Raw genomic sequence first — 12,834 nt, forward strand, 5'->3', positions numbered from 1 at the left:
GCTATTCATTGTTGCTCTCTCTTTATGACGCTTTCAAACGTCCATACCAGGTTTCACTAAATAAGATAAAGGTAAAAATAATACCTTGTAAGATAAAGACGGTTGCATCAGGTAAATGATGACTGCGCTGTAACAACCCCGAACTTGCTAAAATACCACCTAAAAAAATAGCGACAGGTATGATAGTTAACGGATTTTGCCTAGCTAAAAAGGCGACTAAGATGCCCGCATAACCATAACCCGCTACTAATGAAGCGTTAGCTGCGCCGTGAATGGCGGCGATTTCAATAGCACCGGCAAGCCCCGCCGCCGCCCCGGCTAAAAAACAAGTCAGAATGGTTAAGCGCCCTACCGGTAACCCTACCAATTTGGCAGCGCGTAAGTTGCCGCCAATAACCCTAACTGCAAACCCCATCGTAGAAAATTGATAAATGACATAGTAGATAAGACATAATGCTAACCCAAACACTAAGCCCCAATGAATATGACTACCCGGAATATCGCCTAGCATGTTTGCGCTGCCTATCGGCATCGTAGAGGGCTTGTTAAGGCTTTGAGGGTCGCGTAATGGCCCGGTCACCAAATGGTTTAATACCGCAATAGCAATGTAGTTAAAAAGCAAGCTCGTAATGGTTTCATTGACGCCACGCGCATGTTTTAACCAACCGGTAATGGCTATCCACACGCCGCCAGAAACCATCGCTAACACCGCCATAGCCGCAATGACCCAATGACTAGACCATCCGCTTAAACTTAAACCAGTTATAGCCGCCGCGATACCACCCACCACGAATGCCCCTTCACCACCAATCATGATAAGCCCTAAGCGCGCAGGTAAAGCTGTGCATAAAGCAGTCAATAACAGCGGTGAAGCTCGCTCCAATGTGTTTTGCCATGAAAAAGCACTGCCAAAACCACCTCGATACATGGAATAAAACACACTCCAAGGGTCATGTCCTAAGAACGCCATCACTACGCCAAAGACTGCGAGCGATAACACCAGGGCAACCATCGGAATCCACACCGATTCGGTAGCAGACAATAACGCCACGGCTTTCATGTTTATGAACCCGTACTGCCAATAACACCCGCAACTAAATAATCCATCGCTTCTAATTTAATATCGGTTTGCAATAATTGCGTCCCAGCAGGAATCACGACCTTACCTTTATTATCTTTTAGCTCACCTTTATAAATCACCATGGTTCCAGCCATAAACTTTGCTTTCGCTGCATCTGCCAGTTCAATGGTTTTCGCACTCACGGCCGGGCCATAGTTTGAAACTTTAACCAAGCCTTCTTTTATGCCACCTCTGAGTAAATGCGGTAACGGAGCGCCAGCTTTTATTAGATTCACATAATCGGTATAAACTTTAGCCCAATTCCATTCTGCACCAGTTAAATAGCCTTTAGGCGCCAATTCAGCTTGATTAGCATGATAGCCGCTGGAAAAAATTCCTCGACGTTCACAAATTTCGATAATCACTTTAGGACTGTCTACATGCATGGTAATCACATCAATGCCTTGGTCAATCAAACTATTAGTGGCTTCGGCTTCTTTAACAGGCATAGACCAATCGCCGGTAAAAATAACTTGCGTAGTAATGTTAGGATTTACGCTTTGGGCACCAAGGGTAAAAGAATTGATGTTTCGCAACACCTGCGGAATGGGTTTTGCGGCGATAAAACCTAATTTTCCTGTTTTAGATGTACCGCCTGCAACGATGCCAGCGATGTATTGCGCTTCATCGATATAACCAAAATAGCTGCCGACATTGCTAGGATGTTTGCCTTCTTGGTATAAGCCGCCGGCATGTAAAAACTTAACATCAGGGTATTTTGGGGCGACAGCCAAAATATGCGGGTCAAAATAACCAAAGGAGGTAGGAAAAATCGCTTTAGCGCCATCCAAGTTAACCATGCTTTCCATAGTATTTTGCACAGCAATCGTTTCTGGCACATTTTCTTCTTCGAGTACTTTAACCCCAGGTATTGACTTTATCGCCGCCGCACCAAGAGCGTGCGCTTGGTTATAACCATAATCGGCTTTAGAGCTACATAAATAAAACCAACCACTAGCTCGTCTTCGGCATAAGCCCAGACAGGTGACATGAGCGTAATCAATAGGGCGACTAACGTCCTGGCAAATAAGCCAATAACATTCATAAAAGGATTGGCTGGTGTGAGCATCGTATGCCTCTCAGTAAATTCATGATAATAATGACCGACATTTAACCAGCAAAGATAGGATTTATCTTAGATGCGTGTTAAAGCGATTGATGAAGCTACACCGATGATAATCAACTGCGCTAATAAACTCATCGTTGTATACAATAAAACATGCATCAATAATGCCAATACTCATCATGCGCTGATAGCCTTATCGTATCGAGAGTCTATTCTCAATGTTAGCGTTATTAATGGGTTTTATTAGCCAATTTTGCTGCTTTTTGGTGCATTTTGGTGTTTTTTTGACCCATTTAGGGGTGTTTCTACAAAATGTATTATTGACATAGTGGCGGGCTACCAACTTAAGTAGGGACAGGACGTTTAGAGCGCATAACGCCAGGGATGTGGCTTAGCAACGCAGGAGCAGTTGCCGAGGACGCCGTAAATACATCCCTGTAGGCTTGTTGGCAGCATCCCTGCTGCCAACACCTGCGCTCTACACGTCCTGTCCCTGCTTGGCATTGCCCGTCTAAAGTGCATAGCCGCATCGTGAACTCAATCCAGAACGAACAACACTCGCGTGATTTGAATCTACGCGAGCATAACCACACTCATTCGCGAGCAAGCGATAGTAATCACCTTAAAAGCGCTTAAACGCACCAAATAAGTGAATGTATCTTTCTTAAATATTGCCGAAAAACCAAAATAATATCTTTAATAACAGCAGCTTATCAACAAAGATGAAATAAAAATCAATGGCATATTACTTGCTTACGTTGTATACATAGTTGCATTTACAACATATTCTCTCACCTAAATGATGCTAGGCTCTTTATGCAAATACTTGAAATTGAAGCTGAACCAGAAGGTATTGCCGTTCAGCTATCCAAAACGGCTGTCGTGATAATTGATATGCAACGTGATTTTCTTGAACCTGGGGGGTTTGGAGAATCACTTGGTAATGACGTATCACTGTTATCAGCCGCTATTCAACCTTGCCAATCTTTACTAGAAGCCGCTAGACAAGCAGATATGCTGATTATTCATACCCGTGAAGTGAGCACTTGCCCGATATGTCTGATGCGCATAAAGCCAAAGTAGAACGAGGCGAGCCTAGTGTCAGAATAGGGCAAGCAGGTCCTATGGGTCGCATCCTGATACGTGGCGAGCCAGGACACGACATCATCCCCGCCTTATATCCCAAGCCCAATGAACCTATTATCGACAAACCCGGTAAAGGCGCGTTTTATGCCACCGAATTGCAGTCGATATTACAACAGCATGATATTGAAAATTTAATCGTATGCGGCGTCACCACCGAAGTCTGTGTTCATACTACGGTTCGAGAGGCCAACGACCGTGGTTATCGCTGCATTGTGCCGGGTGATTGTTGTGGCTCTTATATACCCGAATTTCATGATGTAGGGTTACGCATGATTAAAGCACAAAGCGGCATTTTTGGCTGGGTGACGCATTCACAACATATCTTAAAGGCTATGAGTAATTAGAGTTTCTTGTTTTAAATCACTTTTTTTTTTTTTTTTTCGGCACCAACTTAAGACGGAACAGGTCATTCAGACCGCAGGRCGCCGTAAATACGTCCCTGTAGGCTTGGCGGCAGCATCCCTGCTGCCGACACCTCAAGCCACAAGGACGTGGCGAATGCAGAAAACGCAGGGAGCAGTTTTCTGCCACTCTAAACAACCTGTCCCGGCTTGGTATTGTCCCGTTTTAAGTTGGTAGCCAAATACCATCGAAAGCTTCTGGTCGTTGCTACGCTCTTGGTTACGACCGTATCGTGGTATCTCACAGGACAAATTACCTTTGTTATCTGGGCATTTTTGAGTTTGTCCTTAACGTTAGAAAACGCGGCAAAAAGTTTGCTGTCTTCATTACTTGCTATTTTGGTGGATAGACGCCAAACCCCATATAGAGCCTGCGCACATTACGTGCTGCGTTCCCCACGCCCGTGGGGATAAACCGATTAATAGAATACCAATCCGAGTTGAGGGTAGTTGGGTTAAGTGTGTTGCTCAATGTGTTAGGCTAACAATTCCAGCGCCCATTGTGCCATGTTGTGCGACGCGCCGCCTTGTCCTAAGCGCTGTTTAACACCACTTAGCTCTTTGCGCATGTTGTCAGCATAAACGGTGTCGCTTAATAATTTTATGGCTTCTTGTGCGAGTGCTAGCGCGTTGGCTTCATGTTGGATGAATTCACGGATAATGGCTTTGTTGGCTACGATATTCGGCAGGCCAATAAAAGGTGTTTTGACCAATAAGCGTCCTAGTCCATAGGTTATAGGGGAAAGGCGATAAGCGATAAGCATGGGTATGCCTAATAAAGCTACTTCAAGCGTTGCGGTGCCTGAGGAGGTCATAACGGCGTCGCAGCATTGCACGACGTCGTACATTTCATTTTTGACTATCTTAAGTGTGAGGTTAGGGTCTAAATAATGGCTTAACAATTCATCGCTAATGGAGTGTGCTTGGGGTAAAACCAATTGCACATCAGGATGTTGTTTGATGATGAGCTCAGCGGCAGCGAGCATCACGGGTAATAAGCGTTTTATTTCGTTGGCTCGACTACCAGGCAATAAGCCTAGCACAGGTTTGTTTGGGTCTAAGCCATAGCGTTGCATGGCGTGTTGTTTACTGTACATCGGTTTGACTTTATCGACCGACGGATGACCGACATAGCGCACAGGCACGTTTTCAGCTTCATAGTAACAAGTTTCAAACGGGAAAATGACGGCCATAGCGGTTATAACTTTTGCGTATTGCTTAACACGGCCGGGTCGCCAAGCCCACACTTGCGGGCTGACATAAAACAAGACTTTAATGCCTAAGCGTTTAGCATAGCTTGCGAGTTTAAAATTAAAATCTTTGTAATCGACACATACCAGTAAATCAGGTTTACGTGTTTGTAACAGGTTATGCATTAACTGCAACGCACGCCGAATTTCTGGGTAATGTTTAATGACTTCAATAACGCCAATGACGGCTATAGATGTGGAATCATAGACAACATCGATACCTGCTGTGCGCATTGCTGCTGCGCCCATACCAAATGCGTTGATTTCAGGATTGAGCGCGCGCATTTCTAAAAACATGTTAGCCGCATGTTTATCGCCGGACGCTTCGCCAGCGCTAAACATGATAACGGGTGGCTTGGCTTGATTAGCCATGGCTTAAGGCGTTACGAATCACGCTCGCGATTTGTGTTATGTCGGCGTCACTTAAGAAAGGGCATATCGGTAACGAGAAGCATTGTGCCGCGACGGCTTCTGTATGGGCTAGTTGTACGCCTTGGCATTCTTGCGCGAACGCTTTTTGTTGGTGTAGTGGTACGGGATAATATACGGCGCAACCGATTTGCTCGGCTTGTAACGCTTTCATAATGTCATCGCGTTGTTCAGATAACAAGGTGTATTGATGGTAAACATGCTCGCCAATGTTGTCAGCATAAGGCGTTGTTAACGGTAAATCGGCGAGCAATTCATTATAGCGTTGTGCGACTTGGCGACGCGCTTGGTTATAGTGCTGAATGCGTTTTAATTTAACTCTTAGCACAACGGCTTGCATATCATCTAAGCGGCTGTTGTAGCCAATGACGTCGTGATAGTAGCGAATATCAGAGCCGTGATTACGCAATTGTTTGATTTTTGCCGCGACGGTATCCGAATCGGTGACGACCATGCCGCCATCGCCGAATGCGCCTAAATTTTTGCTGGGAAAAAAACTAAATGCGCCCGCTTGGCCGAATGTGCCAGTTTGTTTACCTTGAATGCTGGCGCCAAACGACTGACACGCATCTTCAATTAATAGCAAGCCATGTTGCTCACAAATCTTTGTAATTGCAGGCATGTCGGCAGGTTGACCGAATAAATGCACAGGCATTACGGCTTTTGTTTTAGGAGTGATAGCACTGACGATAGCTTCAGGTGAAATATTAAACGTCTTAGGGTCAATATCGACAAATACCGGCGTTGCTCCTACATATTTAATGGCTTCTGCGGTGGCAATAAACGTAAACGCTGTGGTAATGACTTCATCGCCTGGGCCTACGCCTAACGCTAATAACGCTAAATGTAAGGCATCTGTGCCTGATGCCACGCCAATTGCATGTTTAACGGACAAATACTGTTCGCATTCGCGCTCAAACGCTTGCCCATTCGGGCCTAATATAAATGAACAATTGGCAAGTGTTTCAGCTAAGCCTTGCTCGATTTCATCTTTGATTTCGGCATATTGGGCTTTAAGGTTAACCATTGGAATCATAAGCGTCGCGGTCTAAAAAGATAGTTAAGTTAAATACGGGTTACTAACTTAAGACTGGACAGCTCATTCAGAACGCAGGACGCTGTATATACGTCCTTGTAGGCTTGGCGGCAGCACCCATGCTGCCGACACCTGCGTTCTAAATGCCCTGTCCAGTCTTAAGCGTGTAGCCTAATTACTGGAAAAACATAGCATAGCGACGCCAATCCGTTACGCTAAGCTGTTTTAACAGAAGGTTGGTTTATGGAGTTTAGTAGTTTACTTAAACGCATTAACTTATCATGAGTTAATGGTTTTTAAGAGCGTTTTGCTAATAGCCGCGTTACCAAAAAATAACGCTAAGAGGAGGGTGTGGCTTAAGAAGCTAAAGAATGGTGCCTTGGGCCGGAGTCGAACCGGCACGGATGTTACTCCGAGGGATTTTAAGTCCCTTGCGTCTACCAATTTCGCCACCAAGGCATCTGTGCTTCAAGAATCTAAGCATTATAGGGAAATAAAAAAATTATGCCAGTTTTATTTTTAAAAATATTGATATTTTGTTTACAAAGCCGCTACTGTTTACAGCAGGCCTTTGAGTTTATAGAGAAATTCTAAGGCTTGCTTAGGGCTTAATTCATCTGGATTCGCATCGGATAACAGCAAGACTGCCGGATGACAATCATTAGAGGCAAACAAGTCTAATTGATTAACGCCGGTTTCTTTTTGCTGGTCTATGTAGGCTTGGGTCTCTAACTGTTGTAGCTTAAGTTTGGCTTTTTCTATCACAACTTTGGGGACGCCCGCTAAAGCGGCGACTTGTAAGCCATAACTTTGGCTGGCGGGGCCTTCTTTAACGGCATGCATAAAAATAATCTTCTCCCTATGTTCCATCGCATCTAAATGCACATTGCGTATCGCCTTATAGTCGTCGGCTAGTGCGGTTAGCTCAAAATAATGCGTGGCGAATAGCGTATACGCCTTACAGACTTTCGCTAAATAATCGGCGCATGACCACGCTAATGACAAGCCATCAAACGTGCTAGTACCGCGTCCTACTTCATCCATTAATACTAAGCTATTTTCGGTAGCGTTATGCAAAATATTAGCGGTTTCAGACATTTTCCACCATAAACGTGGAACGGCCGCTGGTTAAATCATCTGACGCACCGATGCGGGTAAAAATCTTATCCACAGGGCCTAAGGTTAATGATTTAGCAGGCACAAAACAGCCTATATGCGCAATTAGCACGATGAGTGCTGTTTGCCGCATATACGTGGATTTACCGCCCATATTCGGCCCGGTAATGATTAACATACGTCGTTTGGGTGACAGTTCTAAATCGTTAGCGACAAACGGTTGCTCTGATACCTGCTCGACGACTAAATGTCTGCCGGCTTGAATGTCAATTCCGGGATTAGCTGTTAGCTCAGGCTTAACGAGTTGCAAACGCTCGCTACGCTCAGCAAAATTAGTCAACACATCTAATTCAGCTAACGCTAGCGCACAGTGTTGTAATTCGGATAAAGACTGACCTAAACGGTTTAGTAGTTCATCATACAATGCTTTTTCAAAGGCTAAGGCTTTTTCGCGTGCGCTTAATACCTTGTCTTCAAAACGCTTTTAGCTCGTCAGTAATATAGCGCTCCGCACCTTTTAAGGTTTGTTTGCGGTGATAATGAGCGGGAATTTTAGTGCTATGCTGATGGCTAATCTCGATATAGTAGCCATGTACGCGGTTATAATTGACTTTCAGCGTATTAATGCCGGTAGCGGCTTTTTCTCTTGCCTCTAAATCGATTAAAAACTGATCGGCATGTTGGCTTAAATAACGTAATTCGTCTAATTCAGCGCTATAACCTGGTGCAATAACGCCGCCGTCGCGAATTAAAACGGGTGGATTATCGATAATGGCTTGTTGTAATAACGCTACTAACTCAGGATATTCCCCGATTTGTTGCGCTAAACGGTCTAACTCAGGTAGCTCATGCACTGCTAAACAAGCTTGTAATTCGGGTAATACGGCTAAAGTCTGACGTAACACGACTAAATCGCGTGGTCTAGCTGACTTTAACGCAATACGCGAACTAATTCGCTCAATATCGCCAACATGCCTAAGCTGCGTTTGTACTGACTGGAATAAGGCATCGGTTAATAAGGCGGTTATCACGGCATAGCGTTGATTTAATAAGGCTTGATCGCGTAACGGTCTGTGCAACCACCGGCGTAAACACCGACTGCCCATCGCCGTTGCGGTCTTATCTAATACGCCTAATAAGGTGTACTGCATTAACCCCGATGGATGAAAGTCTAGCTCTAAATTACGCCGACTCGCGGCGTCTAAAATTAACGCATCATGGCTATATTCCACGCGTAAGCCTTGAATATGGGGCAACGCGCTTTGCTGAGTGTCTTTAACATATTGCAATAATACCCCGGCCGCAGTGACTGCTAAGGTTAGCGTATCACAACCAAAGCCTTTTAAATCAACGGTATTAAACTGTTGTAATACCCGTTGCCTCGCACTATCCGCGTCAAAATGCCACGGTGGCCTACGGCATAAACCGCTACGTTGTTTTAAGCTAGGTAATAACGTGACCTCCTCGTTAAACAGCAATTCAGCCGGATTTAACCGATTCAACTCACTGAGTAATTGGTCATCGGACGACACTTCAATGACTGTAAAGCGACCACTACCTAAATCCAAACTGGCGATGCCGTATTTCTGACGTTCTGAGCAAACAGCGACTAATAAATTCTCTTTACGCTCTTCTAATAATGCTTCGTCGGTTACTGTCCCAGGCGTGACAATACGCACGACTTTACGCTCAACGGGGCCTTTGCTGGTATTGGGGTCGCCGATTTGCTCGCAAATGGCAATTGACATGCCGCACTTAAGCAAACGCGCTAAATAGGATTCGGCAGCATGATAAGGAATTCCCGCCATTGCGATAGGTTCGCCTGCTGATTGCCCGCGCGCAGTCAAGGTAATATCCAGCAATTGTGCGGCTTTTACCGCGTCGTCATAAAACAGCTCGTAAAAGTCACCCATACGGTAAAACAACAGCGTCTCAGGATAATCGGCTTTTATCCTAAGATATTGTTGCATCATTGGGGTGTGTTGGGTGGGAGATGTTTTTTTATCAGATTTGACAGAGGTATTCATGTAGCAGGGATGTTGTGTTCAGACGCTTGGGCAAATGTTGACCGTCAGCCTACACTATCTTAATACAACTATCCAGATGGCAGTTTTTTTTTGGGGGGGGGGTGAATATTCAACGCTCGCCCTGACTAGACGATGCGTCATTTATATAGTACGGTGTGACTACTTGGGCGCATGACTAGGTAACTTAGTTAGCGCGGTTGAATAACACAGCCCAGATGACGAGAAAACCTATCCATTACCTTTAAATCTTCTTTTGTTATCACTATTATGAGCAAACCATCTAAAAAAAAGCTAGCTATAAGCAAAGCGGCTAATGCTAAAACAGTGTTGTCTAAAGCACAGAAAAAATACAACACACTAAGCAAAAAAAGTCGAAACGCAAAAAAAACACCTGCAAGAATGGCAAGAGGCTATCCCTAAATTTAATCTCGCGTTTACCACTGAATACGAGCCGCTACAAAAACAACATTGCGAAGCGCGTATGGGGTTTGCTCGTTTACTGGATAAGGCGTATCACAGTAAAGGGTTTAGCAAAACAGATAAGAAGAAGTTAAGCCATTTAATCACTGAACTCACGGCTGATATTTTAGCGGTAAACGAAGATGCAGAAATAATGGCTTTACATGACCAATATAGCGATGTTGATTTCAACTCGATAAAACAAGATTCTGAAGCGATGGCGGGTGATTTGTTTAAGTCTATGTTTGAAAGTCATTTTGGCGTTGATTTAGGTGATGACTTTGACATAAGCAACCCGGATGAAGCTAAAAAAATCCTCGAAGAAACCATGTTAAATCTTCGGGCTGAACAAGACAAAATCGAGCAGCAGGAAGATGAGGCAAAGCCTGCTAAAAAGAAGACTGCGAAGCAATTAGCTAAAGAAGAGCAAGAGCGTGTAGCGGAAGAAAATATTAGTAAATCGATACGTGAAGTTTATCGTAAATTAACCTCTGAATGTCATCCTGACCGAGAGCCTGATGAAACCGAGCGCGCGCGTAAAACTGAGCTAATGCAACGTATTAACGCGGCTTATGCGAAAAAAGATTTGCTGGCGTTATTAGAGTTGCAATTAGAGTTAGCGCAAATTGACACGCACTACATTAACAATCTAGCGGAAGACCGGTTAAATTATATCAACCAGGTGTTAGAAGAGCAGTTAATGGAAATCGAGGATGAAATCCAAGTAATGAGCGCGCCGTTTAAAATGAAGCTAGACTTAGCTCCGTGGCAAACATTATCAAGCAAACAAATGTTACAAGCGTTTAAAGCCGATATTGCAGCGTTGAAGCGGGAAATAGTAGAGATTACTAATGAAACGTTAGAACTTCAGGATTTTGCCGAACTGAAAAGATTTCTTAAGTCCTATGACATTCCTAAACCAGGGGAAGATGATTTTTATGACTTATTAATGGGGTTGTAGCGAATACTGTGGCTACCGCTTAATTGACATTGCGCTAAAATAGCGCTACTTTAAAATCCTAGTGTTTTACTAGGATATTTTGTTTTCATCCCTATGAGTTCCATGATTGAGTTTCCTATAGCGGACATCCGCGCTGATTTTCCCATTTTAGCGACACAGATACGCAATAAGCCATTGGTTTATTTAGATAATGCGGCTAGTTGTCAAAAACCTGATGCCGTGATTAATGCCATTAGTGATTTTTATCGCCACGATTACGCCAATATTCATCGTGGCGTCCACACCTTAAGTGTGCGCGCAACCGATAAATTTGAAGCGGCGCGGGAGAAAGTCAAAACCTTTATTAACGCGGCACAGGCTAAAGAAATTATTTTCGTGCGCGGAGCGACCGAAGCCATTAATTTAGTCGCGCATAGTTATGGTAAAGCCTTTGTTAAGCCAGGCGATGAGATTGTGATTACCGCCATGGAGCATCATTCCAATATCGTGCCGTGGCAAATGTTGTGTGAAAGCGTTGGGGCAGTATTGAAAGTCTTACCGATGAATGTGTCTGGTGAGCTTATTATGGAGCATTTACCTGGTTTGTTGACTGAAAAAACCCGGTTAGTGGCTGTGGCTCACATGTCTAATGCGTTAGGGACGATTAATCCGGTTAGTGCGATTATCGAAGCAGCACATGCGCGTAATATTCCGGTATTGTTAGACGGTGCACAAGCGATTCCGCACATGGCTGTTGATGTGCAAGCGTTAGATTGTGACTTTTATGTGTTTTCTGGGCATAAGCTGTATGGACCTTCTGGTGTAGGCGTCTTGTATGGCAAGCAAAAATGGTTAGACGCCATGCCGCCTTATCAAGGTGGGGGCGATATGATTCGTACCGTCACATTTGATAAAAGCACGTATGCAGGTTTACCGCATAAATTTGAAGCCGGTACGCCTAATATTGCCGATGTGGTGGGTTTAGGCGCGGCGATTGATTATTTAGCCGGTATCGGCATGGAGGCTATCGCCGCCTATGAAGCCGAGTTATTGGCTTATGCGACTGAGCAAGCAAGTCAAATCAATGGCTTGACTTTGGTCGGTACTGCTCAGGAAAAAGGCGCTATTTTATCGTTTACGCTCGCTAAAATTCACCCACACGATATAGGTACGATGTTAGATAGCTTAGGTATTGCGATTCGAGCCGGTCATCATTGCGCCATGCCGGTGATGGATTTTTACCAAGTGCCTGCTACCGCTAGAGCGTCATTTGCCATGTATAATACTCAGCAAGAAATCGACGTATTAATGGCTGGCATACGTGAGTTAATTAAGTTATTTGGTTGATGGCGAAAGCTGTTGGAGTGATTTTTATGTTCTACACCATCAAAGCACATATTCATCAAGGCGAACAAACTGGGTTTGTGGCTGAATGTGTTGAATTGCCTATAGTAACTCAAGGACAAACGTTGGATGAAGTTACTGAGAATCTTCGTGAAGCGATTAGCTTGCATTTGGAAGGCGAAGATTTAGCTAAACTTGGTTTTGCTCCCAATCCGCCTATTGTCATCAATTACGAGATGGCTGCAGTATGCCAAAATTAAGGCGGCTAACTGCTAAACAAATCGTTGCAATGTTAACTGGATTTGGTTTTGTGGTGGCTTCTCAACGAGGTAGTCATATTAAAATGGTTCGTATTGTCCAAGATCAAAAGCAAATATTGACTATTCCAAATCACAACGAACTAGATACAGGAACCTGTAAAGCAGTGATGCGGCAAGTAAGTCGGTACATTAGTGTGGCAGAACTGTATCCATATTTTTATTCTGAATAATAGTCTAAGG

12 protein-coding genes, 1 tRNA gene and 1 pseudogene are annotated in these 12,834 nt (G+C 44.2%); 7 read left to right on the forward strand and 7 right to left on the reverse strand.

Going from position 1 to position 12,834, the window contains the following annotated elements; genetic code table 11:
• Positions 1-22: 22 nt before the first annotated feature.
• Genes VZ94_RS00695 through VZ94_RS27600 form a run of 3 tightly spaced genes read right to left on the reverse strand, consistent with a single transcriptional unit; the run spans position 23 to position 2,189 of the window.
• Entirely contained in the window at positions 23-1,060 is a 1,038-nt protein-coding gene (locus VZ94_RS00695; RefSeq protein WP_045777748.1) for an ABC transporter permease, read from the reverse strand.
• A gap of 2 nt (positions 1,061-1,062) precedes the next feature.
• Entirely contained in the window at positions 1,063-2,001 is a 939-nt protein-coding gene (locus VZ94_RS00700; protein ID WP_338040178.1) for a BMP family ABC transporter substrate-binding protein, read from the reverse strand.
• On the reverse strand, positions 1,998-2,189 hold the full coding sequence (locus VZ94_RS27600) for a hypothetical protein (RefSeq protein WP_239649528.1): 192 nt from the start codon (positions 2,187-2,189) through the stop codon (positions 1,998-2,000). The genes VZ94_RS00700 and VZ94_RS27600 overlap by 4 nt, the downstream gene beginning before the upstream one ends.
• 70 nt (positions 2,190-2,259) lie before the next feature.
• Between VZ94_RS27600 and VZ94_RS25685 the strand changes: the two genes are divergently transcribed.
• The 3 genes from VZ94_RS25685 to VZ94_RS00705 all read left to right on the forward strand — a co-directional run bounded on the left by VZ94_RS25685 (position 2,260) and on the right by VZ94_RS00705 (position 3,676).
• The gene (locus tag VZ94_RS25685) at positions 2,260-2,433 is read left to right on the forward strand and encodes a hypothetical protein (protein ID WP_157844819.1); all 174 of its coding nucleotides are present in this window, start codon (positions 2,260-2,262) and stop codon (positions 2,431-2,433) included.
• A gap of 569 nt (positions 2,434-3,002) precedes the next feature.
• Complete coding sequence (locus tag VZ94_RS30015) at positions 3,003-3,269, forward strand: cysteine hydrolase family protein (RefSeq protein ID WP_275575089.1); 267 nt, start codon at positions 3,003-3,005, stop codon at positions 3,267-3,269.
• A complete protein-coding gene (locus VZ94_RS00705) occupies positions 3,242-3,676 on the forward strand; it encodes a cysteine hydrolase family protein (protein WP_275575090.1) in 435 nt (144 codons plus the stop codon). Before VZ94_RS30015 ends, VZ94_RS00705 begins: the two co-directional genes overlap by 28 nt.
• A 533-nt stretch (positions 3,677-4,209) precedes the next feature.
• Here the strand turns inward: VZ94_RS00705 and lpxB are convergent.
• The 4 genes and pseudogenes from lpxB to mutS all read right to left on the reverse strand — a co-directional run bounded on the left by lpxB (position 4,210) and on the right by mutS (position 9,537).
• Positions 4,210-5,355, reverse strand: coding sequence for a lipid-A-disaccharide synthase (gene lpxB / locus VZ94_RS00710; RefSeq protein WP_045777749.1), 1,146 nt, complete (start codon positions 5,353-5,355; stop codon positions 4,210-4,212).
• On the reverse strand, positions 5,348-6,448 hold the full coding sequence (locus VZ94_RS00715; RefSeq protein WP_045777750.1) for a DegT/DnrJ/EryC1/StrS family aminotransferase: 1,101 nt from the start codon (positions 6,446-6,448) through the stop codon (positions 5,348-5,350). Before VZ94_RS00715 ends, lpxB begins: the two co-directional genes overlap by 8 nt.
• Before the next feature lie 372 nt (positions 6,449-6,820).
• Positions 6,821-6,907: transfer RNA gene (locus VZ94_RS00720), tRNA-Leu, on the reverse strand.
• 99 nt (positions 6,908-7,006) lie between these two features.
• Positions 7,007-9,537: pseudogene (mutS, locus tag VZ94_RS00725) on the reverse strand (DNA mismatch repair protein MutS).
• Between the two features lie 535 nt (positions 9,538-10,072).
• On the opposite strand from mutS, the gene VZ94_RS00730 reads away from it, so the two are divergent.
• The 4 genes from VZ94_RS00730 to VZ94_RS00745 all read left to right on the forward strand — a co-directional run bounded on the left by VZ94_RS00730 (position 10,073) and on the right by VZ94_RS00745 (position 12,824).
• Positions 10,073-11,011 (forward strand): J domain-containing protein, encoded by a 939-nt coding sequence (locus tag VZ94_RS00730; RefSeq protein ID WP_052700078.1) that lies wholly within the window; start codon positions 10,073-10,075, stop codon positions 11,009-11,011.
• 102 nt (positions 11,012-11,113) lie between these two features.
• The gene (locus VZ94_RS00735) at positions 11,114-12,337 is read left to right on the forward strand and encodes a cysteine desulfurase (RefSeq protein ID WP_192828582.1); all 1,224 of its coding nucleotides are present in this window, start codon (positions 11,114-11,116) and stop codon (positions 12,335-12,337) included.
• Positions 12,334-12,594 (forward strand): type II toxin-antitoxin system HicB family antitoxin, encoded by a 261-nt coding sequence (locus VZ94_RS00740; RefSeq protein ID WP_204368979.1) that lies wholly within the window; start codon positions 12,334-12,336, stop codon positions 12,592-12,594. The genes VZ94_RS00735 and VZ94_RS00740 overlap by 4 nt, the downstream gene beginning before the upstream one ends.
• On the forward strand, positions 12,582-12,824 hold the full coding sequence (locus VZ94_RS00745; RefSeq protein ID WP_045777752.1) for a type II toxin-antitoxin system HicA family toxin: 243 nt from the start codon (positions 12,582-12,584) through the stop codon (positions 12,822-12,824). The genes VZ94_RS00740 and VZ94_RS00745 overlap by 13 nt, the downstream gene beginning before the upstream one ends.
• Positions 12,825-12,834: the final 10 nt, after the last annotated feature.

Origin of the sequence: Methylocucumis oryzae (assembly GCF_000963695.1) — a bacterium.
Taxonomy (GTDB): Bacteria; Pseudomonadota; Gammaproteobacteria; order Methylococcales; family Methylomonadaceae; genus Methylovulum; species Methylovulum oryzae.